Origin of the sequence: Prosthecobacter sp. (assembly GCF_046154365.1) — a bacterium.
Classification (GTDB): domain Bacteria; phylum Verrucomicrobiota; class Verrucomicrobiia; order Verrucomicrobiales; family Verrucomicrobiaceae; genus Prosthecobacter.
Genome location: NZ_JBJXFV010000152.1, coordinates 1 through 25,239 on the forward strand (window position 1 = coordinate 1; position 25,239 = coordinate 25,239).

Sequence of the window (25,239 nt, forward strand, 5' to 3'; positions counted from 1 at the left end):
GCGAGTGATGCGCTCATCACTTTGCGTGCCCTATACCTGACGCCCTCACTTTGGAAACACTTCTGGACTCAGAACAACAAACCCACCCGCGACTGCCTATAAAGAACATCATTCCGGCGATGCACCCAACTGCAACCGCCCACCGCGCTTCACGAAGATGCTTTCACGATGAACTCCCAACCCGACAACGACGCCCTATTTGGCAACAACGTCAGCGACCTGTTTCGCGGCGCTCTGGAGTCGCCTATCTCACAGCCTTGGCAGCCGCCGACGCCAGAACATCTCGCGGCGATGCTGCCGCAGTATCAGATCGAATCGCTCATCGGCCGGGGCGGCATGGGCGCGGTGTATCGGGGCCAGCAGGCCTCGCTGAAGCGTGCGGTGGCCATCAAGCTGCTGCCGGCGGAGTTTTCGGCGAATGCGGAGTTCATCTCCCGCTTTGAGCGTGAGGCGCAGACGCTCGCCAGCCTCAGCCATCAGGGCATTGTGGCCATCTTTGACTTCGGGCAGACGAGCGAGGGGCATTTGTACTTCGTCATGGAGTTCGTGGATGGCACGGACCTCGCACATCTGCTGCACGCACAGCGCTTGGAGCCGGATCAGGCGCTGGATCTGACCATGCAGATCTGCGAGGCGCTGCACTACGCGCATTCGCAGGGCGTCGTTCACCGCGACATCAAGCCCGCCAATGTCCTCATCACCCGCGATGGCCGCGCGAAGCTCGCGGACTTTGGCCTCGCCCGGCCGCTCAGCGCCATCCACACCCAGCTCACCGCCACGAATGCCATCATGGGCACGCCCGACTACATGGCCCCCGAGCAGTGGCAGGGCAAAGCGGATCACCGCGCCGACATCTACGCGCTCGGCGTCATGCTTTACGAGATGCTCACCGGCACGCGGCCTCAGGGAGCCTTCGATCTGCCTTCCATCAAAACCCACGTCGATGCCCGGCTCGATGAAGTCGTCGTCAAAGCCATGCGCCAGGAACCGGAGCGCCGCTACCAGCGCGTCAGCGAGCTGCGGGAGGCTGTGGACCGCATCCGCACCACACGCCCGCCGCAGCCTGCCGCCGTGCCGCGTCATCCCGTCCGCGCACCCGTGCCGAAAGCTCCGCCACCGCAGAAAAAACGCTCCGCATTCGCCGCGATCATGTGGGCCGTGCTCATCCTGCTGCTCCTCGGCCTCGGCTATGGTGCCTACACCTTGCTAAATCACCCGCCCAAGCCTGCACCGGAGGCAGACACCTCCGCAACCGTCATCACTCCGCCCGCCACACCACCCGTGACCAAACCCGTGCCGGTGGTGCCAAAGCCAGAGCCTCTTCCAGTCACTCCGCCTGTAGTGGTGGTCACACCACCGCCATCACCGATGCCCGTGCCTGCTCCAGCCCCGGTGCCAGCGCCACCCACCGCTGAATCAGCCTCCGCCTGCATCGACATCCTCAAGGCTCAGGCCCCCAATTCCATGAAGTGGGTGCTCGCTCCGCTCGATGAAACCGTCCCCAGCGACATCCGCCAAAACCTCACCCTGCTGCGCGAAGACCTCGTCGATGAAGGCAAATCCGCCAAGGCTGCCGCGCCCACCACCGCCTACAGCGCCGCCTGGCAGCTCTGCCAGACCCTCCTCGCCGCCCTCGACGAGCGTGACCGCGCCCGCGTCGCCGCCGGTTATCGCGATGCCCAGGCCGCTGCGAATCAAACCCACACCAACCAAGCCCTCAACGCCCGCCGCAACTACATGATGAGCTGGCCCCAATACGCCCGCGAAGGCGATCAACGCGGCGAACTCCAGCGCCAGTCCGCCAACCACACCGCCCTCGCCAGCGAAGCCCAAAAAGTCGCCTGGGCCACTCAGGGCGCCAAACTCAGCCGCAGCCTCGACACGCTCTATGCCAGGTTCCGCGAAGCCATGCGGCAGTAGCACGGCTTTGACCTTACACTGATGTTGAACCGCTGATATGACGCTAACGAGACGCTAATCCCAGACATCCCAGCCTATTTTCTTCATCAGCGTTAAATCAGCGTCTCATCAGCGGTTAATTATTCTGCCTCTTTGCAACCCTCCCGCCCGCTTTGCGAATCACTCTTTGAGAATAAACTCTTTGCCCATGAACTCCCGCCGTTCCCCCCTCGCCTTCACCTTGTTGTGCTCTTTGCTTTTTATGCCGCTGTGCCATGCGGCTGAGACTACCGAGCTGGAACAAGTCCTCCCTTCATTCGTCTGGTCGTGGAATAACCCCAAGTCCGCAAAGAATGGTTGGGGCGAGGGGGCTACGATGCGCTTTTCACCCGATGGAAAGTTAATCCAAACTAGCACAAAAGGTAAAACGGCTGTTTTTGACTGGAGAATTGAAGGGCCTCGAACCGTCGTCTTTGGCCCCAAGGATGGAATGAGGCGGGTTGAATTCGACGACTCCATTTCGTCCTACAAGGCGGCTGAGGTTTGGAATGGAAATGACACAATCACAGGCATTCGAAAACAACCGATTACAGCGACAATTCCATCACCCGCCCCCCAACAACACCCCATTAACCCGACCGCCGCACTCACCCTCGACACCAACCAACCCCTGCTCGACACCTTCTCCCAGCTCGCGCCGAATGCCAGCGCGTGGGTGCTCGCGGCTCTTGACGAAGGCGTGCCGCCGAACGTCCGCCAGAATCTCACTTACCTGCGGGAGGACTTGCTGGATGAGTACAAGCAGAAGCCCAAAGCCAGCCAGGACGCCTACAAAGTGGCGCACCAGCTCTGCAGCACCATGATCGCCGCGCTGGATGAGCGGGACCAGACCCTCGTCCGCGCCGGCTTCCGCGCCGTGCAGGCAGATGCCAATGCCACCCTCTCCGGCAACCAGGCCCTCAACGCCCGGCGCAACTACATGATGAGCTGGCCCCAATACGCCCGCGAGCAATCCCAGCGTGCCGAACTGCGCAGCGAGGCCTCCAATAAGTCCCAAGTCATGAAAGAGCAGCCCAAAGTCGAATGGTCCACCCGCACCGCCGCCCTGCGCCGCACCCTCGACGACCTCTATGCCAAGTTCCGCGAGGCGCTGCGGCAGTCAGTGAAGTAGCATCGAAGCCCACTGCCATTCTCAACCGCTAATTTGACGCTAACGAAACGCTAATCCCAGACATCCACCTCCAATTCGTTCCTCATTAGCGTTTCATCAGCGTCTTATCAGCGGTTAAATCTTCTGCCTCTTTGCAACCCTCCCTCCCGCTTTGCGAATCACTCTTTGAACATGAACTCCTCTCCTATGAAAGCACTCCTCTCCATTCTCTTCGCCACTTCACTCCATGCTGCCGTGGAACCTGGGTTTGTTTCGTTATTTGAAGGACCAAATGCTTCGGCTTGGCAACAAAGCGGTCCGGGGCAGATGAAGATCGCAAACGGAATCGCCACTTGTGTCTCTCCATCAAAATGGGGAGTCGCTGTCTTTGGCAGCAGGTCTTTCGCCGACTTCACTTTGAAGCTCGAATTCAAAGGGATGAAAACGGAGTTCAATTCGGGAGTGTGGCTGCGTATCCCTTCCATCTCAGGTGAAATCAATGCGTTGGCAGCAAGCCGCTATGAAGTAGGCATTCGTCACTCCAGCGCCGGACTCGGCAGATCAACTGGGGCCATCTGGGGCCTTCAACCTGCGTTTTTGGACACCGTCCGCACTGGAGACTGGAACGAGATGGAAGTTACTGTCTCCGGCCAGCGCTATACAGTGAAGCTCAATGGCCAAACCGTGAATGACTTCACTGGGAGCAAAAGCCTGTCCGGTTACATCGGCCTAGAAAGCAACGCAGAAGGCCCCGTGCAATTTCGCAATGTCCGCATCAAAGACCTCACCGCACCATCAACCGAACCAGCCGCTCCTTTGGCGATGATTCAGACCGACGCCAACCAGCCCCGCATCGAAGTCATCAAAGACCAAGGCCCCAACGCCACCGAATGGGCGCTGACGCCGCTGGATGAGGCCATCCCCGCCGACATCCGCCAGAACCTCACCTTCCTGCGCGAGGACCTGCTCGATGAAGGCAAGAAGGCCGCTAAGTCCTCTCCAGAGGCCTACAAACTGGCCACCGACTACTGCGACAAGCTTCTCGCCGCCCTCAGCCAGCGGGAGATCGCCCGCGTACAGGCCGGCTATCAGGCCGCGCAGGCGGATGCGAACAAAGCCACCTCCACCCAAGCCCTCGACGCCCGTCGCAACCACCAAATGAGCTGGCCGCAGTTCTCCCGCGAGGAGTCCCAACGCGCCGCCCTGCGCGAAACCGAGACGAACAAGGCCGACGTGAAGAAACAACGCCTCACAGTCGAATGGGCCACCCGCGCCGAGCAGATGCGCTCCTACCTCGACAACACCTACCGCCAGCTCCGCGAGGCGATGCGCTGAGGCGTAGAACGAACTTTCCAGTTCGTTCGTCCCACAAAGCACGCAAGCGACCGGCAGGAACGAGTTGGAAAACTCGAAGCTACAGCTTCGCGATGCGGCGGCAGACTTCTTCGACGTTGGCACGGCTGTTGAAGGCGCTGATGCGGAAGTAGCCTTCGCCGGCGCTGCCGAAGCCGCTGCCGGGGGTGATGACGACGTTCGCCTCAGTGAGCATCTTGTCGAACATCTGCCAGCTCGTGAGGCCGTTCGGACAACCGACCCAGACGTAGGGGGCGTTCACGCCACCGAAAACGGTGAGTCCGGCCTGTTTGCAGGCCTCGACGAGGAGCGCAGCGTTGCCCATGTAGTGCTCGATGAGCGCATTGACCTGCGCCATGCCTTCGGGGCTGTAAATGGCCTCCGCACCGCGCTGGACGATGTAGCAGGCACCGTTGAACTTCGTGCTGTGGCGGCGGCTCCAGAGCGAATGGATGGCTTGTTTGCCACCGGCCTTGGTTTTACCCATGAGGCCCTTTGGAATGACGACGATGCCACAACGCACGCCGGTGAAGCCGCCATTCTTGGAAAAGCTGCGGAACTCGATGGCGCAATCGCGCGCGCCTTCGATTTCATAAATCGAGCGCGGCAGTTCAGGATCGCGGATGAAGGCCTCGTAAGCGGCGTCGTAGAGGAGCGTGGTGCCGTTGGCGAGGGCGTATTTCACCCAGGCTTCGAGTTGAGCGCGGGTGGCGACAGCACCGGTGGGGTTGTTTGGATAGCAGAGGTAGGCCAGATCGACGGGCTCATTCGGGATCTCCGGCACGAAGCCGTTGGCGGGAGTGCATTTGAGGTAATGCAGGCCTGCATAGGCACCGCTCTCGTCCGCTTCACCGGTGTTGCCGGCCATGACGTTGGTATCGACATAGACGGGATACACCGGGTCGGTGATGGCGATCTTGTTCCCAGCGCCGAAGATGTCGAGGATGTTGCCGGTGTCACACTTGCTGCCGTCGGAGATGAAAATCTCATCCGCCTCAATGTTGAGGCCACGTGCCTTGAAATCATGCGCCGAGATGGCGTTACGGAGGAAGTCGTAGCCCTGCTCCGGGCCGTAGCCACGGAAAGTGGCACGGTCGCCCATTTCATCGACGGCCCGGTGCATCGCATCGCGCACGGCCTGGGGGAGCGCCTCGGTCACATCGCCGATGCCACAGCGGATCAGGCGCTTCGCCGCCTCCGTGTTGGCCTCCGTAAAGACCTTCACGCGGCGGGCAATTTCGGGGAAGAGGTAACCGGCTTTGAGCTTGTTGTAGTTTTCGTTGATGTAGGCCATGGCGGGGAAAAGGGCTGCCAGTGTGGCGAGTCGTGGCGGGGATGCAACTGTAGGACGAGTGTGGCGACAGCCCGCTCGTCTTTGGAGCGTTCGTTGGGCCAACGAGCACCCAAGCTGTCGGGTGGGCTGTCGCCACACCCAACCTACGGCCAGCGGAATACAAGCCCTGACGCCAACGTATGATCCACCATGCATCGCAGCCTTCTCTTTCTCCTGCCGCAGGCCCTCTTTGCCTTGGATTTCCCCACCACGCCACCCGTGGAGCCGCAAGCAGCCGCGAAGACCTTCCACGTGCTCGATGGCTTCGAGATGCAGCTCATCGCCGCTGAGCCACTCGTCACCGATCCCGTGGCGATGACGTATGACGCGGATGGCCGCGCCTATGTGAGCGAGATGAATGATTATCCCTACACCGACAAGGAGCATCACAAGCACGCGCAGGAAAACCCCACGGACCAAGCCATTGGCAAAGTGCGCCTGCTCACCGACACCGATGGCGACGGCACCTTCGACAAGGCCACCGTCTTCGCCGACGGCCTTTCCTGGCCAACCGGTGCCGCGTGCTGGAAAGGCGGCATCTTCGTCACCGCCACGCCCGATGTCTGGTACCTCAAGGACACGAATGACGACGGCGTGGCCGATGTGCGGCAAAAGGTCTTCACCGGTTTCAAAAAGCTCAACGTCCAGGCCGTCATGAACAACCCCATCTGGGGCCTCGACCACCGCATCTACATCGCCGGTGGCTCGAACGGCGGCGAAATCCAGCGCGTGCCCGGCAGCGAGAGCGTCATGCCGCTGCCAAAGGACTTCAAACCGCTGTCCATCAAGCGCAACGACTTCAGCTTCGATCCCAGCACCGGCGATGTGCGCCTCGAAAGCGGCGGCGCACGCTTCGGCAACACCTTCGACGACTGGGGCAATCGTTTCCTCTGCAACATCCGCAATCCCTGCCAGCACGTCGTGCTGCCGTATCGCTACCTCGCGCGGAATCCGTATCTCGTCGTCCCCAGCGCCCTGAACGACTGCGCCGAGGCCGGCGACCAGCTCCCCGTCTATCGCACCAGCCCCGCCGAGCCCTGGCGCGAGTTCCGTGCGAAGCGCTGGGTGCAGGAAGGCAGCACGCTGCCCAAGAGCGAACTCGTCGGCGCCGGCGTCGTCACTTCCTCCAGCGGCATCACCGTCTATCGCGGCGATGCGTATCCCAAAGAGTATCGCGACTTCGCCTTCGTCGCCGATGTCGCTGGCAATCTCTTCTACCGCATGAAGCTCGTCCCCGACGGCGTCACCTTCAAAGCCGTGCAGGTCGATGGAACGAAAAACTTCTGCACCAGCGACGACCTCTGGTTCCGCCCCGTGAACTTCGTCAACGCCCCCGACGGCTGCCTCCACGTCTGCGACATGTATCGCGAAGTCATCGAGCACCCCTGGAGCATCCCCGACGACATCCACAGCGCCGTCGATCTGCTGCGCGGACGCGATAAAGGCCGCATCTGGCGTCTCACGCCAAAAAAAGTACTCCAGGGCTTTAGCTCGTCCCCATCCGGGCTGAAGCCCAGGACCACTCTGCTCAGCCAAGCGAGCACGAAAGACCTCGTCACCCTCCTCGACCACGCCAACGCCTGGCACCGCGAAACCGCGCAGCGTTTGCTGTTTGAGCGGCAAGACAAAACCGCTGCAGAGCCGCTGCGGGAACTGGTAAAGAGCGGGAAGACTGCACAGGGGAAGATCGTAGCGTTGTGGGCGCTGCAAACTCTCTCACAGCTCAACGCAGAGCTTGTGAACGAAGTCTGCAATACACGCGATGAGCATGTTCAAGAGACAGCCGCAGAACTCTTTGAGCCTTTTGTCTCTGCTGTCGAGTGGCATGACAACGGTGAGAGGTTGAGCAACTCCAACCCTCCCTTTGCGAACTTGTTGGGCAGTGGTTCCGAACGAGTTCGGCTCAAAGCCATGTATGCGATCCGTGATTTGAGTGTTCAAAACGGCAAAGGAAATGCAGGAGGATTTTGGACATCTAGCATGCAGAACGCAGCCTTCTTCACCAGTGATCCGTGGTTTCGCTACGGCTTGCTTGGCGTTGCCTCTGATCGTAGCAAGCATGTGCTCACCGGCCTGCTCCTTAACCGCACGGCAGAGGATCGCTCGTCTGGTACGATGATCGAATCGCTCGTCGATCAGGTCGCAGCACGCGATGACAAGGCTGCCATTGGTGTGATTGTCACTGCGCTAAGCCGAGATCGCTTCTCGAACGAGCTTCGGGCGGGCCTGCTCAGGATTCTTCATCGCCACTCCAGCCGATGGCCGTTCACACTCACGGACACTACCGAAAATACTAAAACGCTAAACCGACTGCTCGTGCTCGGAGCACAAGCCCGTCGAGCGTTCGACCAAGAAAGCTCGAGTGATGGCAAGCTTCGTGAACTTGCCATCGCCGTTGCCTTACTGCCGCAGCCAGACGCTTTAAGTTTGACCAAGTCGCTTATCGCCCCAGCACAGCCGCAAGATCTTCAACTCGCCGCCCTCGAAGCCCTCGGCAGCTATCGCGAGCCTGCTGTCGCCGACATGCTCATCGACGCTTGGTCGAAGCTGACTCCCACACTCCGCGACAAGGCCACCACCATCCTGCTGTCTCGCACGGATCGCATCGCGAAGCTGCTGGATGCCATCGAGGCGAAGAAGATCACGCCCGCGCAGCTAAGCGCAGCGGCGAAGGCGACACTGGGGCGGCAGAAAACACCGGCGTTGGCGGAGCGGATCGCGAAACTCATCGGCGACGGTGGTTCGTCGAATCGCAAGGAGGTGATCGAGAGGTATGCGAAGGAGATGGGACTGAGGGCGGATGAGGGTATCCGCGCTCCTGGGGATGCCACTCGCGGCGCGAAGATTCATGAAATGGCCTGCATGGTGTGCCACAAGTTCGCGGACAAGGGCAACGATGTTGGACCGCACCTCGGGACGATCAAGGCGTGGCCAGTGGAGCAGATTTTGACGAACGTGCTGGACCCGAATCGCGAGGTGTCGCCGAATTTTGCGCTCTACATCGTGGAGACGAATGATGGGCGGACGCTGTCGGGGTTGATCGCGAGTGAAACGGCGGGCAATCTCACGCTGAAACGCGCCGACGGCGGCACGGACACCGTTTTGCGCAGTGAGATCAAGTCGCTGACCAGTCCGGGTATCTCGCTGATGCCCGAAGGCCTCGAAGCCGCCATCACGCCGCAGCAGATGGCGGATTTGATCGCGTATTTGAAGCAGTAGGCCGGAACAAAGGATTGCCGGAACTGGCCCCAGGAGATATTCTCCGCTCATGGACGCAGCCCTCAAAGCCAAGTATGCGAATCATCCGCTGGCGCAAGCCATCTTGCAGGATGCGCTGGCGATTCAGGATCGTTTCGCCGCCGAGCCAGTCTATGCGAAGACGGGCAAAGGATTTTTGAGGCGTGCGGGCGTGGAGGAAATCAAACAGGCCAAGGCAGCAGAGAAAAAATCGAAATCCTGATCGCCATGAGCCAGGTGAAAGCATGGCTGGCCGAGGTGCCGTGGGATTTGGTGATTTTCCAGAACGCATCGCTGTGCGAGCAAAAGAACGCGCTGCACAAACCCACCTCGGATGGCTACGAAGCCACAAAGACACTCTGGGAATCGACACACCAGCAACCGATGACGCTGATGGAGGCGCTGGAGGTCTGCCGCCGCTGCCATCGCATGGCACCCTTCTGCTTTTACAACGGCAACACCTAGGCGGCGATTGCCCGCACTATGGTGGAGCAGTTGGGTCTCTCAGGATCGGAAGCGGCGGCCCTGCGCAGTTTGGCAGGCCATATCGTGGCCGGGGTGGCGACGCCAGAGCAACAGGCGGCGTTTCGGAAGTTTTGTGAGAAAGACTGAGAGAGGCGGCTCAGGACTTCTTCATCTTCTTGAACAACATCACGAGCAGTCCGCCCACTGCGCCAACGATGGCACCAATCACAGCCGAGTTCCCAACCCCGTCGAAGATCGAAGTGCTCGCCGGTGGGCCTTCCACACGCGGATTGGCGGCCACCACGGATTTGCGCCAGGCCATCACAGCTTTTTCCGCCCATTGACGGTCGGCTTCGGATTTGAGGTCGGCGTTGGCATAGAGATAGATGAGACGCCCGTTGGTCGGTACGATCATGGTGGCCACCACCGCTTTGAGCTTGGCGTCATTCCCGCCTTCCTTCGCGGCAACATTCATCGCCATCGTGAAGCCGAGGCTGTTCGGAGAGTCGTCAAAGTAACCCAGCACCGCCACATCACTGACACTGAGGGCCGCGTCAGTGCCACTGGCGTCCTGCAGTTTCTTTTGTGTGTTGCCGAGCTGCTTTTCGATCTCCTGGCTGATGGTTTCCCGCGCCTTATCGATCTCCGCCATGGTCTGCTGCTTCATCTCCGCGAAGGTGCGATCACCGATTTCGCGGGTTTCGAGCGAGCGTAGCACCTGCGCGTTAAAACTGCGGCCGGTGTCGGCGGGGTTGGCCTTGAGCGGGTCAAACCGGGCCAGATAGCGGTTGGAGGCACCCAGCATGGACTCAACCAAACGATCCGCGTCGGGGTTCAAGCCATCAATGCGCTCAAACCCGGCAGGCGGCGGCAGTTTGATTTTCTGCCCGCCCACATCCACCTCCTCGCGCGAATCAGACTTCGACGCCTCCTGGCCGTGGCAGAGCAACAAGCTGAACGAGAGAACAACGAAGAGCGGCAGTGTGAATCGCATGCCGCCGAGCATTCGCAGGCCACAGGACAAATCAAGCCACGATCGGCGCGATGACCTCGCCATACACATCCGTGAGCCGGAAATCACGACCGGCATAGCGATAGGTCAGCTCCTCATGGTTGATGCCCATGAGATGCAGGATCGTGGCGTGCAGATCATGCACGCTGGTGGGATTGTCCTGCGCGGCGAAGCCGAATTCATCGGTGCTGCCATGCACGGTGCCGCCTTGGATGCCACCGCCGGCCATCCAGACGCTAAAGCCGTAGTGGTTGTGATCGCGACCCAGTTTTGATTTACCGCCAGCGAGTTCCACCGTCGGTGTGCGGCCAAATTCGCCGCCCCAGATGACGAGCGTGTCTTCAAGCATGCCACGTTGCTTCAGATCGGCCAGCAGCGCCGCAATGGGCTGGTCGATCTGCGCGGCGAGCTTGCGGTGATTGGTTTCAATGTTGTCGTGATTGTCCCACGGCTGCCCCGCACCGTGCCAGAGCTGCACCATGCGCACGCCGCGCTCCAGCAAGCGCCGTGCGATGAGCGTCTGCCGCGCATGCACGCCATCACCATACAGCTCGCGGATGTGCTGCGGCTCTTTGCTCACATCAAAAGCATCTGCGGCCTCGATCTGCATGCGGAAGGCTAGTTCGAAGCTCTGAATACGTGCCTCCAGCCGCGGATCACTGCGCTGCTGACGATGCGATTCGTTGATATGACGCAGCAGTTCGAGCTGCCGGAGCTGCACTCGCGAATCCGCATGCGGACTGCGGATGTTTTCGATCAAGCGGTCCACCGCCTCATGCTTTGAATCGACATACGTGCCCTGAAACGCACCCGGCAGAAAGGCGGACTGCCAGTTCTCGGCGCTTTTGATCGGCATGCCGCCCGGACACATCGCGATGAAGCCCGGCAGGTTCTCATTCGCGCTACCGAGGCCATACGTCAGCCATGCGCCCATACTGGGACGCGCCTGGATCGAATCGCCGCAGTTCATGAGCATCAGCGACGGCTCATGGTTCGGCACCTGTGCCTGCATGGAGCGGATGACCGCGATGTCGTCGATGTGCGCCGCTGTTTTGGCAAACAGCTCGCTCACCTCGATTCCGCTCTGCCCGTAGCGCTGAAACTTGAACGGCGAAGGGAACGCCGCGCCCGTCTTTCGCTCCGTGATGCGATGACTCGGCACTGGTTTGCCTTCGTAGAGCTTCAGCGCCGGCTTTGGATCAAACGTATCGACATGTGAAGGCCCGCCGTTGAGGAAGAAATGGATCACTCGCTTCGCCTTCGGCGCGAAGTGCGGCTTCGCCGCCTGCAAATCCGCCAGTCCAAGCGACGCCATGCCCATGCCGGAGCGGCGCAGAAAATCTCGGCGTGTGAGAGGATGATTCATATCAATCGACAAACATGAACTCGTTCGAGAGCATCAGCACCTGCACGAACTGCTCCCAGGCATTGAGTTGGGACTTCAGCAGGGTGGAAAAGTCCTTCTTGGCATCCCAGGTGTCGTTTGGCGAGTCGCCGCCAGCTCCCGTGATCGTGGTGACAGAAGGCGTGATCTTGAGAGACCACAAAAACTGATCGCTGTTCAGACCGTTGCCGATATCGACGATGAAATCGAACGTGTCGCCAGCTTGGAAGGCGATGGCGTCGAGTTGGAGGTCAGCTTTGGAGCCGAGGAGAGTCGTGCTACGCAGCTTGCCGAGGCGGGAGTGGCTCAAGAAGCCGCGAATGCCGTCACCCACCTCGGGTTCGTGGATGAGCGTGGAATGCAGATCGTAGCTGCCGCCGGCTGGCGCGATCCAGCGACGCACGACAGCGTGTTTGCGGTCATTGCCGGGATGACCACCATCGGCGGTGAGTTGTGCCCAGCCGAGTTTCTCGTTGGGCCACGCTTCATCACCCTGCCAAGCGCTGCCGGTGAAATGCGGCAGCGGCTTGAAATTCTTCACGCGACCCGTGCTCTCATCCCATTCGCCGTATCCATAGTGCCAGGACTTCGAGTGATCAGCTTCGGCGATGACAGGCGTGGTGTCAGCTTGAACAAAGCGCTGTGCAAAAGCCAGTTCGTCAGATGTGGGACTGCGTTGGAAGAGCTTGGCATAGATGAGGCGAATCCTTGCCTCGTCTGACTTGGCTGCCGCAGCATTTTGGACAAGCGACTTCGCCTGCTGCACGACAAACGGGTGATTCATGCCGAAGAGTGCCTGCTGCGGCACGGTGGTCTCGGTGCGCTGCGGGATGGAGAGATCGGGATTGGCGAAATCGAAGGTGCGCATGACGGTGGGCACGTTTTCGCGGTCCACGAGCGCGTAAAGCGTGCGGCGCGTGTTGCTGCTCGCAAACAAAGCATCAGGACGGCCACCCATGCGCAGGTTTAGTCGTCCTGCGGCGGCAAGCCACGCATCGCGGGCTTCCTCGAAGCTGAGGCGATGCGGATTCATGCGGGAGAGCAGGCGGTTGTCAGGATCGAGCTGCTTCGCGGCGGAGAATTGGAGTGTTGGAGTCGTGGAGTGTTGGGATGCCTCACGCCATGACTCCACCACTCCATCACTCCTCTGCTGGTAGGTCTGCGACAGCATGATCAACTTGTGCATCGCCTTGATGCTCCAGCCGGAGTCGATGAAGCGTTGGGCAAGCCAGTCGAGCAGCTCTGGATGGCTCGGCGGGCTGCCTTGCTTGCCGAAGTCGCTCGGCGTACTCACAAGACCGCGGCCAAAGTGATGCTGCCAGATGCGGTTCACCATGACACGAGCGGTGAGCGGATTGCGCGGGTCGATGATGGCCTGCGCGAGTTCCAAACGCCCGCTGCCCTTCGTGAAGGGCGTTGGTTTGCCGAAGGCGCTCAGGAACTGTCGCGGCACCTCGTCGCCCTTCGTGAGCGGATTGCCGCGCGTAAACACGCGCGGTGTGCTGGGCAGCGGACGATCAACCAAAATGGTCGCGTGAGCAGGCGTTGCGTTGTTTTTGATGAGGAAGCGATCCACGTCGCCCTGCGACTTCCACAGCTCGGTGATGACGCCGGTTGGGAAATACCTCTCGTTGTTCGCGATGTGTTCATCGGGCACATGAGCGGGCGAATCGTCACGCTTGAGCACTTCAGCGGTCGGTTGCGTGGTGGGATGCTTTTCCCGCCATGCCTTCCAGGCATGCACGATGAAGGGATTGAGGTCCTTTTCGTCGATGATCTGGTCGAAGCCTTCTTCAGGATACTTTTCCAGCTCCGACAGCGCCTGGAGATAGTCGGCAGCACGCGCACGCGTGCGCGCCATCTGCTCTTCGCGGCGTTGCGTCATCAGATCGCGGTTCTTTTGCACCAAGACGGCCAGCTCTTTGGTTTCACCCGTCCCACATGGCACCAATGCTTCCGCACTGCTCTGAAACACGCCGTAGAGCGCATAGTAGTCACGCGTGGGAATGGGATCGAACTTGTGATCGTGACAGCGCGCGCACGCGACTGTGAGACCGAGCGTGCCGCGCGTGACGACATCAATGCGATCATCAATGATGTCATGGGTGACGCCGAGAAAGCGCCGCCCGACGGTGAGAAAGCCCATCGCAGCGAGATCCGGCGACTTCGGCGACACGACCTGATCGGCGGCGATTTGCAGCAGCAGAAAGCGGTCATACGGCATGTCGTCGTTCAACGCGCGCACCACCCAGTCGCGATAAGATGTGGCATGCACCCAGTTTTTTTCCTCGCGGGCATAGACGTAGCCTTTGGTGTCCGAGTAGCGTGCCACATCCAGCCAGTGCCGCGCCCAGTGTTCGCCGTAGTGGGGAGAGGCCAAAAGGGAGTCCACAAGGCTGGCGTAAGCCTGATCCGTCAGATCAGCCGGATCGGACTGATCTGGCGGGAGGCCTGTGAGATCAAAGGTGGCCCTGCGGAGAAGCGTGCGCGCATCGGCACGCGGAGAGGGTTTCAGGCCGTGCTCGCTGAGCTTTCTCTGGATGAATTCATCGATGCTGGCCTCTTTGCCCGGCTTCAACGGCTGAAAGGCCCAGTGGTCCGCCGAGAAGACGCTCGTGGAAATGAGGGTGCCAAGCTGGACGATGCGGCGGAACATGCTGGTACTACGTGTCTGGCCTGCTTTGTCCTTTCCATCTGCGGTTTGCCCGGTTATTTCGCCCTATGTTCACGGGTCTCGTCGAAACCACCGGTAAAGTTCTCGCTCTGGAACCACGCGGCGAAAGCGCGCGTCTGACGTTGAACGTCGGCACGATGGCCGCCGAGCTGGCGGATGGCGATAGCGTGGCGGTGAACGGCTGCTGTCTCACGGTGACGGTGAAGGATGCCCCGGCGCAGACGGCGTGTTTTGATCTGCTGATGCAGACGCTGCAGGTGACGAGTCTGGGCGATCTGAAACCCGGCTCACTGGTCAATCTGGAACGTGCAATGGCGATGGGAGCAAGGTTTGGCGGGCATTTCGTGCAAGGGCACGTGGATGCGACGGTGAAGGTGCTGGACTGGAGCGAACACGGGCAGGATCACCGGCTGGAGGTGGAGATTCCGGCGGAGCAGCGTGGGTTGATCATTCCGAAGGGATCGATCTGCCTCGAAGGCATTTCATTGACCGCCGCCGAGGTGAGGGAGAGCACGGTGGTGTGCTGGATCATCCCGCACACGTTTCAACTCACGAATCTGCACACGAAAAAGCCGGGCGACCGGCTCAATGTGGAGTTCGACATGCTGGGCAAGTATGTGCGTGAGCTGATGCGGCGACAACCGCACTCCTGAAATCCAGATCAGGAATATTTTACGTCCTTACGCGGCTCCATCTCGAAGGAGGTGGATTCCTGCTCTGAGATGTTCGGTTTGAGGACGTCCTCGCGAAATTTGAAGTAGTTGGGGTCGTCCTGGCAGATGGCGAGCTTGTCCATGCTTTCTACCTCGAGATAAACGAACCAGGGGTAGGGATCGGAGGGATTGACCCGCTTGCCGGTTTTAACGGTGAGCACCTCGGGCACGCGAAGGAGCATGACGCGGGTCTGGGACATCATCTGTTCCAGTTTTTCCTCGGTCACCTGGGGCTTGAGCTGAAACAGGCTGAGGTAGGCGATCATGAGGGCAAATGCGGACGGCGAAGATGATGGACTAGGATTTCCAGTCGAGAACACCCTTCTTCCAGGCATAGATGAAGGCGACGAGCAGGATGGAAACGAAACCGGTGGCTACGGCGAGGATGGCGGGGCCGAAGGCGGCGAGGTAGTCCTTGTAGATGATGGCCCAGGGATAGAGAAAGACGACTTCGATGTCGAACAGCACGAAGAGCATCGCGACGATGTAGAACTTCACGCTGAAGCGCGGCTGACTTTCGCCGACAGGAAGCATGCCGCACTCGTAGGCGGAGTCCTTGATGGCGGTGCGTTTGCCAGACTTCCCGAGCAGAGCGGAGGCGATGAGGGTCACGACGGCGAAACCACCGGCAATGACGATCTGGAGCAGGACGGGAATGTAATTCTCAAACATGGGGGGGAGTGACCACGGATGGGTAGCGAGAGGCCGTGCAGCGTCAAACTCTGAAACAAAAAGGGCCGCCCTGTGCGAGACAGGGCGGCCTTGATTGGAAGGAAGATTAACGGGCGGCCGCTGCGGCCGTAGTGCGTGAGACGACCGCTGCCGTACGGGCGGCGATCGCCGCATTATGGGCGGCACGCAGGCCTTCGAGACCGCGGTAGGTCTTGGCAACTTTGGCGCAAAGGCCGCGGCTGACGAGGTTCTGCAGCTTCTCGTAGGAACGCAGGCGGAGCATCTCTTCCCCACCGCTCACCGCGTTCTTCAGTTTGAGATTGTCATACACCAAGCCAAAAAGCGTGTTGAACTCGTATGTCTCAGGCTTGGATAGTACATTGACGAGTTCGTCGGTGACATGATCAGGCACTCGGCGAGAGAAACGTGTCTTGCGTGTCGGTGTAGTGGTAGGCATAGAGAATTCCAAAGTAGCACGCTTATGGCATCTTTGCGACGGTTTTGTGAGAATGGGCAGCTTTTTCTCCTACGCCGCATGTGCAACGATAGAAAACGGCGATTGCCTCCGTTCTGCACTGCCAGAGATTCCGCTACGGTAGATACAAAGCGTGGGTGGATTATAGTAATTTGAGGATGCCGACCCCAAAACCGAGTGAGCAGTTACTTCACTGCAATCTTGTAGAGTGCCTTTTTGGTGCGGATGAACAGGGTGCCGTCAGCCACGGCAGGCGAGGAGGAAATGGGCTCGGCGAGCTGGTTTTTGCCGACCAGTTCGAATTTTTCCGCCGAGGCGCGGACGAGGAAGGTCTGACCGCGATCATTGGAAAAAAGCAGTTTGTCTCCCACGACCACCGGTCCGGGCAGGTGCTGACCCTCCATGCGGTCCTCCCAGAGGTCTTTGCCGGTCTTGGCCTCGACAGCACTCACGATGCCGCCACGGGTGGTCTGCAACAGGATGCCCATCACCAGCACCGGAGCGGACTCGCTGGCGTTGCGCTTTTCGCGATCCCAGAGGACGTGGCTTTCGGTAATGTCGCCGCTCATCTTGTCGTCAATGCGAACACCGAGGGTGTGGGCGCGTTCGGAACCGGTGTTGAGAATCAACAGATCGCCGAGACGCAGCGGTGGAATGGCGGCATTGAAGCCGCCGTGGCGGATGGTCCAGAGTTCCTTGCCGGTTTTGACTTCGTAACCAAACGCGGCACGCGAACCGATAGAAACGAGCACTTCTTTGCCGCCGATCTCAAAGACCGCAGGCGTGTGGTAGGCCTTGCGCATGTCACCATCGCGCGTGGGTTTGCCTTCCTTGTCGAGATCGCCGTAGTCGGTGGTGCGGGAGGTCTTCCAGACGCTCTTGCCGGTCTTTTTGTCGAGTGCCGTGACGTATTGCTGGTCGATGCCGTCGAAGGTGAGTATCAGCAGATCCCCATGGATGATCGGTGAGGAGCCGGGGCCGCGAAAATGACGTGCGTTGATGTCACGACGCTCCCAAACCTTCTCGCCAGTCGCCGGATTGATGCGTGCGGTGCCGTAGGTGCCGAAGTGGACATACAGCGCGTCCTCTTCGAGCACGGGTGACGGGGCGGCATAGTTGTTGAGCGGATTGCCCAGGATCTCGGGGGCAGGATTTTCAAAGACCAGGTTATGATGCACGATCTTGCCGCTGTGGCGGTCGATGCCATAGACGAACATCTTTTTACCATCCGTCGTGGCGGCGGTGATCCAGATCATGTCACCACCAATCACCGGCGTGGAGTGGCCTTCGCCTTCGAGTTCGACCCGCCAGGCGATGTTTTTGCCGGATTCACCATCCCACTCCAAAGGAATGCGTGCAGCCTCCGCCGCAGGCACGATGCCGTCATGCGTGGGGCCGTTCTTCGCCGGCCAGAAGAGGGGTTTTGTAACGGGCTGGGCGCTCGCAAGAGCGGACAGCAGGATGAACGAGAGGGTGGTGAGGGCTGGCGTGCGGATCATGGGCGTGAAGTTGACGTTGCAACGTAGAAATTCTTTCGCACGAGAAAACAGCATGCATGGTTCGCGGAAACCTCTCGTAGCCTTTGCCATCATGAAAAAGACCACCCTTGCCTGCCTCATCCTCAGCCTGCCCCTGTCTTCCCTCCACGCCGAAGACAGCCTCAATGATCAACTCCGCCGTGCCGCCGAGAAGTTGAAAAATGAATTCTCCAAGGTGAAGGAACAGACCGAGGTCAAAGGCCGCGAGTGGTACAAAAAAGCGAAAGAGCATCTCACCACCAGCCGCGAGGAGTATTTGAAAAAGGCCGGTGACGCCCTCACGCGCTGGAAGGCGGACATTGACGTGCTGAAAGACCAGGTCGGTCGTGAGTACTTCAAAACCCGCATCAAAGCCCTCGAAGAGCATCACGCGTTTGCTATAAAGGAGATGGAAACATTGAACGCCGTCACCGAGGAAGCCCAGTTCCGCGCCCGGCAGAAGTCCTTCGACAAAACGCTGTGGACACTCGAAGCCGCCATCGAGCAGGCACAGGAAGAAGCCGGGTTATAGGCGCAAAGCCCGCCCACAGAGGCGCAAATGCCGCGCGGCATTGTCTGCCTCGGGTGATTATGCTGAAATCACTCAAATCCAACCATCACCATGAAAAAGCTCCATCACATCATCGCCGCCATCGACTTCACCCCGTCCTGCCGCAATGCGTTGCGTGAGGCTGCGCGACGCGCCTCTCTCGACGGTGCCGCCATCACCGCCGTGCATGTCATGGATGAATTCCTTGTGCATGAACTCAAGCGCGCGCTTTCCACCGACCAGGCCACCATCCGCGCCGACTGGCTCAAACGCCTGCAACAGTTCGTCGCCGAATGCGAAGTCGGAGCCGTCGCAGTGAAAGCGGAAGTGCGCATCGGCCACCCCTTTACCGAACTCGTCGAAGCCTGCCGCGCTCACAGCGCCGACCTGCTCGTCATGGGTGCGAAGGGCTCGAAGAACGAGCCGCATCGCATCGGTGCCATCGCCGCCAAATGCGTGCGCAAGGCCCCAGTCGATGTCCTCGTCATGCGTGAAGACGCGCAGGGTCCATTCAAGAAGATCGTCACCTGTGTCGATTTCTCCGAAAACTCCGCTAAGGCCGTGCAATGCGCTCTGCATGTGGCGCAGCAGGACGGCGCATCGCTCGACTGCCTGCATGTGTATCAGAGCGCCCTGGCCATGTCGCTCGACTACGGCGGCTTCGTCCCTTCCCTGCCAGCGACGATCGACCCCGAGGCCGTGGACAACTGGCGCAAGGATCTCGACGCCTTCCTCGTCCCGCTCACACGTGATGCGGCGGCGGTGAAAGTCACCGCCCTCATCATCGAACGCGTGAACATCCGTGAGGCCATCCTCGAACATGCCTGCGAGGTGCACGCCGACCTCGTCGTGCTGGGCACCCGCGGCAAGACCGGTTTGCGCGAGCTTTTGATCGGCACCACGGCGGAAAAAATCGTGCAACACGCCCCGTGCTCGATCCTAGCCGTCAAACCGGATGGATTTGTCACGGCGGCAGACTGACCACTGCATGAGCCGGACCACAGGTGCCGCCCTCCGCGTCTCCTCATTGGCGGCCTTTTTCTTCTTCGGCTTCAGGGGCTTCCTCTTGCTGACACCAGGGTTGTTCTCGGTCGGAAGCTGCCTGGCGATTTCCGCTTTCAATGCGGCATGCGCAGGCAGCGCGGCGAGGTTCTGCCACTCTTTCGGGTCAGCCTTGTGCTCGTAGTCTGGATGGCGGCTTTGAGATCGAGGCGCATAGGATTGATCACGTCGGGTCCACTTTCTTGCCACGCCGCAGCAGCCACGCAAACGGTTCCCACAACTGACCGAAGTAGCCTTTCGGCATGGGTTCGCAGATGCCAAAGTTTTCAGGATAACGGCCCGTGGGCATGTAATAGGTGCCAAAAATGATGTCCCACAACGGCAGCAGGCCGGCGAAGTTTTTGTCCCAGGCCGCACGCTCCTTCGAGTGATGCCAGCGATGAAACACGGGCGTGGCGATCACGCTGCGCAGCGGGCCGAAGTCCCAGTTCACATTTGCGTGCAGGAAGATCGCATAGAACGTGAGAATCGGGGCGCTGGTGAGCGTTACCAGCGGATTATAGCCCAGCAGCAACACCGGCGTCACTTGCGCGAGTTTGTTCACCAGGTCATTCACCGGATGCACCCGCAGACTGCCCAGCCAGTCGAGATCCTCCGAAGAATGATGCACCGCATGAAACGGCCACCACCGACCGCGATGAAACAGGCGGTGCGACCAGTAGGAGAAAAAATCGACCAGCAGATAGATCTGCACGGTCTGGAGCCAAACCGGCTGGCGGCTCAGCGGCCCATAACCGGCATACGCACCAAGTTTGAAGGCCTCTGCTGGCACCACCTGCGCCAACACCAGCAAGACCGCCGGTAACAACAACAGCACGCGCACCAGCGGCTTGGTGAGCAGCACGGTGGCAAACCAATAGACCACATCGGTAAACCAGCCGCGGCGCAGCACTGGCTGCACGCGGTTGCGGCCGTGTCCGGCGATGCGCTCGATCACAAAAAAGATCACGGCGAGAAGGAGCAGTGTGACCAGCACGCTGGTGAAGGTTTGGGCGTTTTTCATCGAGAGGTGGATGGCAGCAGTCGTGCGCTTCAACCACGCTGCCGCCGGTAGGTTTGATGATTTTGCCTGCGCGCCTGACGCCTCAGCGGGCGGCACCCGCATTCGTGGCTGGCGGCGCGTCTAAAACCACCGGGCCGGCCGCACTCTGCTTCAGCGCTTTCACGGAGGGCGCGGTCTTGAGCTTCGCCAGTTCCGCCGCCACGACCTCTGCACGCTTGGCAGCCTCCGCTTTACCGGCCGCAGCACGCTCTTTGGCCTTCGCCAGCACCAGCTCACACTGCGCGGCACGCATTTGCGCAGCGGCGGCATCTGCCTGGGCCTGGATCACGCTGAACTGCGTGTCGTAGGCCTTGCGCAAGTTGCTCAGCGCCGACGGCCATGACGGATCGGGTTCACTCAACGGCTCCTGGTTCGCCACATGCGAGATTTCACTGAGAATGTGATCGCGCTGCTCGGGCATGAGGCCGGCCAGGCTGCGCTGCAGCGCAGGAATGTATTTGCTGGTCAGTTCTTGGACTTCGGGAGCGGTTTCGATCATTTCGTTTGCCGCCCATTCCTCGCCAAAGGCATTCACCAGTTGTGCCAGTTCAGGATCTCGTTCTTCGAGTTTTTGCAACGCCTCACGCGGGTCTTCCGGCACAGGCACAGGAACAGGCACAGGAGGCGGAGTCATAGCGACCACAGTCGGAACCGGTACAGGCACCGCTTCTGACTTTTTCTGCGGCTCAGGCACGGGCACTGGCATGACCACCACTGGCGCCGACTTCTTTGGCTCCACCTCGACCTTCGGCTCCGGTGTTTTTTCCGGTTCTGGGGGAGGTGTCGCGGTGGCGACGATCTCAGGCACCGGTTCTTTGTCCGGCTCCCCTTTGAACATCACCCCCAGCACGATGATCACCATCGCCGCCGCCCCAAGTATGCCGAAATGCAGCGGCGCGAGACCCCTCTTTTTCTTCGGCTTGGTCTCCTCGACCACTTCCACGACAGACACCGCCGCCGCTGCCTGCGACATCATCATGGCAATTTGCGCCCGAAAATCACGCACGTCCTGAAAGCGCTTCTCGGGATCGGGATGCGTGGCTTTGTCGATCAGTCCATCCCACTTGGCTGACACGGGAGCGTACTCGCTCACCGAGCGGCGTGGATGCTGCGGCACCCGGCCTGTGAGCATTTCATACAGCACCACGCCTGCGGCATAAATATCTGCGCGTTGATCCACCGCGCCCTTGCCGAGAATCTCCGGTGCCACGTAATCCGGCGTGCCATACGGATTCTCTTCCGCCTCACCAGTGATCGGCCGCGCCAGGCCAAAGTCGGCCACCTTCACCTGGTCGTCCTCATTGACCATGATGTTGCCCGGCTTGATGTCGCGATGCAGGATCTTGTGATTATGCGCATAGGCCAGCGCCTCGCAGAGCTGCATGGCCAGGTTCGCCGCCTTGCGCACCGGCACGCAGCCTTTGTGGATGATCTCGTGCAGGGTGTGTCCCTCCACCCACTCCATCACCAGATACAAATGCCCGCTCGTCGTGATGCCAAAATCATACACTGCCACGATGTGCGTGTGGTTCAGCTTCGCCATCGCCCGCGCCTCGGATTTGAAGCGGTCGGCGAAATCCTTCTCCGCGCCAAACTCCGGCGGCAGGATTTTGATCGCCACCGGCCGATCCAGGCTCTCCTGCCGTGCCTTGAACACCGCCCCCATGCCACCGTAGGCCGCCAGCTTTTCAAACTCATACTGCGGCAGGAGCGCAGACATCTCCTCGACGCTGGGAACGTCAAACGGCGGCGGGTGATGATGCGGAGCTTCCTGAGACATGGAAAAGGCGACGGACAGTAGCGAAACGCACGCGCACGGCGAGTACAATCACCACGGCTTTCATTCCCATCCTTGCAGTGCTTCATGCCGCAGTCATTTTCCGGTCATGATGCGCTCCTGCTGCCTGTTTTTCATTTTCGCCGGTATCACCACCGCTGCCGACCTCACGCTGAAGCCCGGCAACCTCGCCGCCGTGCTCGAACAGGCCCGCAAGGCTCCCAAGCCGGTGCGCATCCTCATCGAGGACGGCGTGCATCCAATCACGCAGACGATCACACTCGGCAAAGATGATTCGCAGGTGACGTGGAGCGGCAAGAACGCCGTCTTCACTGCTGGGCAGCCGATCACCGGCTGGGTCAAAGACGGAGCAATGTGGAAAGCCGTGCTGCCGGACAAGGCGTGGAAGTTTGAGCAGCTCTGGATCAATGGCCGCCGCGCCACACTGGCTCGTTCGCCGAACAAGGGTTACTTCCACATCACCGAGGCCGTCGGCGCGGATGTGTTCGCGGATTTGAAGGAGAACATGAACTTCCACGCCTTCTCCATCGCGCCGGAGCAGTATGAGGTGCTCAAAAGCATCCCGCAGGCGGAGCGCGACGACGTCTTGCTCACCGTGACGCATGCCTGGGCCGTGGGGCAGTGTCGCATCAAGGCGCTGAACGAGGAATCGCTCGCGGTGCAGATCAAAGGCCGCTCGCGTTATCCCTTCGTCGAGTTCGAGCCCGATCAGCGCTTCTGGATAGAAAACTACCGCGCCGCGCTGGATGCGCCGGGCGAGTGGTTTCTCGACAAAGCGAAGGGCGAGGTGCTCTACCTCCCGCTGCCCGGCGAGGACATGACGAAGGCCGAAGTCATCGCGCCCGTGGTGACGAAGTTCATCGTGATGAAAGGCGCACACGATGTGTGCTTTGAGGGCATCTCGTTTCAATACAACCAGCATCTCTATCCCGCCGATGGCCTACACGACGGCCAGGCCGCGACGACGAGCGATGGCTGCATCGAGATCGAGGACTCGCGCGGCATTCACTTCGAGAACTGCGAGATCGCACACACCGGCCTGCACGGCATCTGGTTCAAAAACGGCTGCGCGGACTCCTCTGTGAAGCATTGCCAACTCCACGACCTCGGCGGCGGCGGTGTGTATGTCGGCGAAACGGGGCGTCCGGCGGATGATCGCGTGAATCATCACGTCGTGGTCGATGACTGCATCATCCAGCACGGCGGGCGACTGCATCCAAGTGCCTGCGGCGTGGTCTTCACGCATACGCAGCACTGCGCGGTCACGCATTGCGACATCACCGACTTTTATTACACCGGCATCAGCGCCGGATGGAACTGGGGCTATGGCGACACCGCGTCGCGTGAGACGCTGGTGGAGAACAATCACATCCATCATCTCGGCTGGGCTTACCTCAGCGACATGGGCGGCTTCTACGGCCTCGGCACCTCGCCCGGCACGATCATTCGTGGCAATCACGTCCATCACATCGCCAGTCATCGCTACGGCGGCTGGGGCCTCTACAATGACGAAGGTGCCACCGACACGCTGATGGAGAACAACCTCGTGCATGACACCTGGAACGCCGGCTTTCATCAGCACTACGGCTACTTCAACACCGTGCGGAACAACATCTTCGCCTTCGGCAACTCCGCGCAAATCCAGGCCAGCCGCAACGAAGCACGTCTGCGTTTCCGCTACATGAACAACATCGTCGTGTGGGACCCCGCGTCGCCGCTGCTCGATGGCGGCGAGTGGAACTGGAAGCTCTTCGACAAGATCGATCGCGGCGATCCGAAGGACAGCCTCCTCTTCCGCAAAAACCTCTACTGGTCCACCGACGGCAAAATCCCCGCCAAGCTCACCAAAAGCCACTTCACCTGGGAAGAATGGCGCAAGATGGGCCGCGATCGCGAAAGCCAGTTCGCCGACCCGATGTTCGAAAATCTCGCGAAACGCGATTTCCGCCTCAAGCCCGGTTCTCCGGCCGAAAAGCTCGGTTTCAAGCCCTGGGACCTCACCTTGGCCGGAGTCCGCAAAACCGAGGCAAAGTGGCAAGAACTCGCCGCGAAGGGTCACGACTACCCAAATTGGCAAACCGAGGCCAAACCCTGGCCCGCGCCACCTTACAAGGTCGATCAGAGCTTCGAACGTGCCTCTCTCGGCACCCTCGGCATTCGCAACGCCAAATACTCCACCGACAACAAAGGCGAAAGCATCGGCGTGACCGACGAGATCGGTTCCCCCATCGGCGGAACCTCCAAGCGCAGCCTCAAAGTGCAGGACGCCCCCGACTTGAAGCACAGCTACGATCCCGTGCTCGACATCTACCCGAAGTGGGCCGAGTCCGGCACCTACCACGTCAGCTTCGACATCATGGCCCAACCCGGTGCCGACTGGTTCTTCGAGATGCGCAACAAAGCGGGCGAGTTCGCCGCGGGTCCGTATGTGCGTTGGCAGAATGGCAAGATCGCCCCCTGCTTGCAGAGCGGCCCTGTGCCCTTTGAAGTCGAACCTAACCAATGGGTGCATGTCTCCATCACCGCCACTCCCGAAGTCGCCGCCACCCCAACCACGCCCACCAAACCCGGCACCTGGACCGTCTCCTTCACCCGCCAGGACGGCGAGAAAAAAGGCTATCTCACCTTCGCCACCAAACCCGGCTGGACCGACGCCCACTACCTGCTCTTCAGCGCCCTCGGCACCACGAAGACGGCGTTCTTCATTGATAACGTGAAGTTGGAGCAGAGGTGAGTGAACCCAGACAAACTGAGCTGTTCATTGACGTGAATCACGTTGCTACCTTGTGTTAAGCGGACATTGATCCAGCAAACCAACGCCACAAGCCATGAAAGACGTATTGACGTCCTTCGCCCAATTTAGTGGCTGGCCGATCCCGAAGGCCTTGAATTGGGGGGAGCGC

20 protein-coding genes are annotated in these 25,239 nt (G+C 60.2%); 10 read left to right on the forward strand and 10 right to left on the reverse strand.

Annotation, left to right across the window (positions count from 1 at the left end):
• The first annotated feature begins 168 nt into the window (after window positions 1–168).
• The 3 genes from ACKVY0_RS18895 (at window position 169) to ACKVY0_RS18905 (ending at window position 4,384) form a co-directional block, all read left to right on the forward strand.
• Window positions 169–1,920 (forward strand): serine/threonine-protein kinase, encoded by a 1,752-nt coding sequence (locus ACKVY0_RS18895; protein WP_409216392.1) that lies wholly within the window; start codon window positions 169–171, stop codon window positions 1,918–1,920.
• Window positions 1,921–2,107: 187 nt separating this feature from the next.
• The gene (locus tag ACKVY0_RS18900; RefSeq protein ID WP_409216393.1) at window positions 2,108–3,070 is read left to right on the forward strand and encodes a hypothetical protein; all 963 of its coding nucleotides are present in this window, start codon (window positions 2,108–2,110) and stop codon (window positions 3,068–3,070) included.
• A 186-nt stretch (window positions 3,071–3,256) separates the two neighbouring features.
• Complete coding sequence (locus ACKVY0_RS18905) at window positions 3,257–4,384, forward strand: family 16 glycoside hydrolase (protein WP_409216394.1); 1,128 nt, start codon at window positions 3,257–3,259, stop codon at window positions 4,382–4,384.
• Between the two features lie 79 nt (window positions 4,385–4,463).
• Here the strand turns inward: ACKVY0_RS18905 and ACKVY0_RS18910 are convergent, their stop codons facing one another.
• Complete coding sequence (locus ACKVY0_RS18910) at window positions 4,464–5,696, reverse strand: LL-diaminopimelate aminotransferase (protein ID WP_409216395.1); 1,233 nt, start codon at window positions 5,694–5,696, stop codon at window positions 4,464–4,466.
• A gap of 189 nt (window positions 5,697–5,885) precedes the next feature.
• Here ACKVY0_RS18910 and ACKVY0_RS18915 point away from each other — a divergent pair, with 189 nt between their 5' ends.
• The 3 genes from ACKVY0_RS18915 to ACKVY0_RS18925 are packed head-to-tail and all read left to right on the forward strand — an operon-like array spanning window position 5,886 to window position 9,437.
• A complete protein-coding gene (locus tag ACKVY0_RS18915) occupies window positions 5,886–8,954 on the forward strand; it encodes a PVC-type heme-binding CxxCH protein (protein WP_409216396.1) in 3,069 nt (1,022 codons plus the stop codon).
• Window positions 8,955–9,003: 49 nt separating this feature from the next.
• Window positions 9,004–9,195 (forward strand): hypothetical protein, encoded by a 192-nt coding sequence (locus tag ACKVY0_RS18920; protein ID WP_409216397.1) that lies wholly within the window; start codon window positions 9,004–9,006, stop codon window positions 9,193–9,195.
• Window positions 9,196–9,200: 5 nt separating this feature from the next.
• Window positions 9,201–9,437, forward strand: coding sequence for a hypothetical protein (locus ACKVY0_RS18925; RefSeq protein ID WP_409216398.1), 237 nt, complete (start codon window positions 9,201–9,203; stop codon window positions 9,435–9,437).
• Window positions 9,438–9,594: 157 nt separating this feature from the next.
• Here the strand turns inward: ACKVY0_RS18925 and ACKVY0_RS18930 are convergent, their stop codons facing one another.
• Genes ACKVY0_RS18930 through ACKVY0_RS18940 form a run of 3 tightly spaced genes read right to left on the reverse strand, consistent with a single transcriptional unit; the run spans window position 9,595 to window position 14,489 of the window.
• Window positions 9,595–10,431, reverse strand: coding sequence for a hypothetical protein (locus ACKVY0_RS18930; protein ID WP_409216399.1), 837 nt, complete (start codon window positions 10,429–10,431; stop codon window positions 9,595–9,597).
• Window positions 10,432–10,462: 31 nt separating this feature from the next.
• Window positions 10,463–11,815, reverse strand: coding sequence for a DUF1501 domain-containing protein (locus tag ACKVY0_RS18935; protein WP_409216400.1), 1,353 nt, complete (start codon window positions 11,813–11,815; stop codon window positions 10,463–10,465).
• A gap of 1 nt (window position 11,816) precedes the next feature.
• Window positions 11,817–14,489 carry a DUF1549 and DUF1553 domain-containing protein gene (locus ACKVY0_RS18940; protein ID WP_409216401.1) on the reverse strand — a complete coding sequence of 891 codons (2,673 nt, stop codon included), beginning with the start codon at window positions 14,487–14,489 and terminating at the stop codon, window positions 11,817–11,819.
• A gap of 65 nt (window positions 14,490–14,554) precedes the next feature.
• On the opposite strand from ACKVY0_RS18940, the gene ACKVY0_RS18945 reads away from it, so the two are divergent.
• Window positions 14,555–15,160 (forward strand): riboflavin synthase, encoded by a 606-nt coding sequence (locus ACKVY0_RS18945; protein WP_409216402.1) that lies wholly within the window; start codon window positions 14,555–14,557, stop codon window positions 15,158–15,160.
• An 8-nt stretch (window positions 15,161–15,168) separates the two neighbouring features.
• Here the strand turns inward: ACKVY0_RS18945 and ACKVY0_RS18950 are convergent, their stop codons facing one another.
• The 4 genes from ACKVY0_RS18950 to ACKVY0_RS18965 all read right to left on the reverse strand — a co-directional run bounded on the left by ACKVY0_RS18950 (window position 15,169) and on the right by ACKVY0_RS18965 (window position 17,866).
• Window positions 15,169–15,486 carry a Dabb family protein gene (locus tag ACKVY0_RS18950; protein WP_409216403.1) on the reverse strand — a complete coding sequence of 106 codons (318 nt, stop codon included), beginning with the start codon at window positions 15,484–15,486 and terminating at the stop codon, window positions 15,169–15,171.
• A 31-nt stretch (window positions 15,487–15,517) separates the two neighbouring features.
• A complete protein-coding gene (locus ACKVY0_RS18955) occupies window positions 15,518–15,892 on the reverse strand; it encodes an NADH-quinone oxidoreductase subunit A (protein WP_409216404.1) in 375 nt (124 codons plus the stop codon).
• A gap of 106 nt (window positions 15,893–15,998) precedes the next feature.
• Window positions 15,999–16,349, reverse strand: a complete 351-nt coding sequence (locus ACKVY0_RS18960) for a hypothetical protein (RefSeq protein WP_409216405.1) — start codon at window positions 16,347–16,349, stop codon at window positions 15,999–16,001.
• Window positions 16,350–16,552: 203 nt separating this feature from the next.
• The gene (locus ACKVY0_RS18965; protein ID WP_409216406.1) at window positions 16,553–17,866 is read right to left on the reverse strand and encodes a PQQ-binding-like beta-propeller repeat protein; all 1,314 of its coding nucleotides are present in this window, start codon (window positions 17,864–17,866) and stop codon (window positions 16,553–16,555) included.
• 91 nt (window positions 17,867–17,957) lie between these two features.
• Between ACKVY0_RS18965 and ACKVY0_RS18970 the strand changes: the two genes are divergently transcribed.
• Complete coding sequence (locus ACKVY0_RS18970) at window positions 17,958–18,416, forward strand: hypothetical protein (protein WP_409216407.1); 459 nt, start codon at window positions 17,958–17,960, stop codon at window positions 18,414–18,416.
• Window positions 18,417–18,506: 90 nt separating this feature from the next.
• Entirely contained in the window at window positions 18,507–19,415 is a 909-nt protein-coding gene (locus ACKVY0_RS18975) for a universal stress protein (protein WP_409216408.1), read from the forward strand.
• Between the two features lie 244 nt (window positions 19,416–19,659).
• On the opposite strand, the gene ACKVY0_RS18980 is transcribed toward ACKVY0_RS18975, so the two are convergent.
• Both ACKVY0_RS18980 and ACKVY0_RS18985 read right to left on the reverse strand, forming a co-directional pair.
• Window positions 19,660–20,499, reverse strand: coding sequence for a sterol desaturase family protein (locus ACKVY0_RS18980; RefSeq protein ID WP_409216409.1), 840 nt, complete (start codon window positions 20,497–20,499; stop codon window positions 19,660–19,662).
• Between the two features lie 82 nt (window positions 20,500–20,581).
• A complete protein-coding gene (locus ACKVY0_RS18985; protein WP_409216410.1) occupies window positions 20,582–22,318 on the reverse strand; it encodes a serine/threonine-protein kinase in 1,737 nt (578 codons plus the stop codon).
• A gap of 106 nt (window positions 22,319–22,424) precedes the next feature.
• Between ACKVY0_RS18985 and ACKVY0_RS18990 the strand changes: the two genes are divergently transcribed.
• The gene (locus tag ACKVY0_RS18990) at window positions 22,425–25,070 is read left to right on the forward strand and encodes a right-handed parallel beta-helix repeat-containing protein (protein ID WP_409216411.1); all 2,646 of its coding nucleotides are present in this window, start codon (window positions 22,425–22,427) and stop codon (window positions 25,068–25,070) included.
• The last annotated feature ends 169 nt before the right edge of the window (window positions 25,071–25,239 follow it).

Excerpts from the sequence above, each read along its gene's own strand:
- ACKVY0_RS18895 (WP_409216392.1), top strand. The coding sequence starts at position 169 with ATGAACTCCCAACCCGACAACGACGCCCTATTTGGCAACAACGTCAGC.
- ACKVY0_RS18900 (WP_409216393.1), top strand. The coding sequence starts at position 2,108 with ATGAACTCCCGCCGTTCCCCCCTCGCCTTCACCTTGTTGTGCTCTTTG.
- ACKVY0_RS18905 (WP_409216394.1), top strand. The coding sequence starts at position 3,257 with ATGAAAGCACTCCTCTCCATTCTCTTCGCCACTTCACTCCATGCTGCC.
- ACKVY0_RS18910 (WP_409216395.1), bottom strand. The coding sequence starts at position 5,696 with ATGGCCTACATCAACGAAAACTACAACAAGCTCAAAGCCGGTTACCTC.
- ACKVY0_RS18915 (WP_409216396.1), top strand. The coding sequence starts at position 5,886 with ATGCATCGCAGCCTTCTCTTTCTCCTGCCGCAGGCCCTCTTTGCCTTG.
- ACKVY0_RS18920 (WP_409216397.1), top strand. The coding sequence starts at position 9,004 with ATGGACGCAGCCCTCAAAGCCAAGTATGCGAATCATCCGCTGGCGCAA.
- ACKVY0_RS18925 (WP_409216398.1), top strand. The coding sequence starts at position 9,201 with ATGAGCCAGGTGAAAGCATGGCTGGCCGAGGTGCCGTGGGATTTGGTG.
- ACKVY0_RS18930 (WP_409216399.1), bottom strand. The coding sequence starts at position 10,431 with ATGCGATTCACACTGCCGCTCTTCGTTGTTCTCTCGTTCAGCTTGTTG.
- ACKVY0_RS18935 (WP_409216400.1), bottom strand. The coding sequence starts at position 11,815 with ATGAATCATCCTCTCACACGCCGAGATTTTCTGCGCCGCTCCGGCATG.
- ACKVY0_RS18940 (WP_409216401.1), bottom strand. The coding sequence starts at position 14,489 with ATGTTCCGCCGCATCGTCCAGCTTGGCACCCTCATTTCCACGAGCGTC.
- ACKVY0_RS18945 (WP_409216402.1), top strand. The coding sequence starts at position 14,555 with ATGTTCACGGGTCTCGTCGAAACCACCGGTAAAGTTCTCGCTCTGGAA.
- ACKVY0_RS18950 (WP_409216403.1), bottom strand. The coding sequence starts at position 15,486 with ATGATCGCCTACCTCAGCCTGTTTCAGCTCAAGCCCCAGGTGACCGAG.
- ACKVY0_RS18955 (WP_409216404.1), bottom strand. The coding sequence starts at position 15,892 with ATGTTTGAGAATTACATTCCCGTCCTGCTCCAGATCGTCATTGCCGGT.
- ACKVY0_RS18960 (WP_409216405.1), bottom strand. The coding sequence starts at position 16,349 with ATGCCTACCACTACACCGACACGCAAGACACGTTTCTCTCGCCGAGTG.
- ACKVY0_RS18965 (WP_409216406.1), bottom strand. The coding sequence starts at position 17,866 with ATGATCCGCACGCCAGCCCTCACCACCCTCTCGTTCATCCTGCTGTCC.
- ACKVY0_RS18970 (WP_409216407.1), top strand. The coding sequence starts at position 17,958 with ATGAAAAAGACCACCCTTGCCTGCCTCATCCTCAGCCTGCCCCTGTCT.
- ACKVY0_RS18975 (WP_409216408.1), top strand. The coding sequence starts at position 18,507 with ATGAAAAAGCTCCATCACATCATCGCCGCCATCGACTTCACCCCGTCC.
- ACKVY0_RS18980 (WP_409216409.1), bottom strand. The coding sequence starts at position 20,499 with ATGAAAAACGCCCAAACCTTCACCAGCGTGCTGGTCACACTGCTCCTT.
- ACKVY0_RS18985 (WP_409216410.1), bottom strand. The coding sequence starts at position 22,318 with ATGTCTCAGGAAGCTCCGCATCATCACCCGCCGCCGTTTGACGTTCCC.
- ACKVY0_RS18990 (WP_409216411.1), top strand. The coding sequence starts at position 22,425 with ATGATGCGCTCCTGCTGCCTGTTTTTCATTTTCGCCGGTATCACCACC.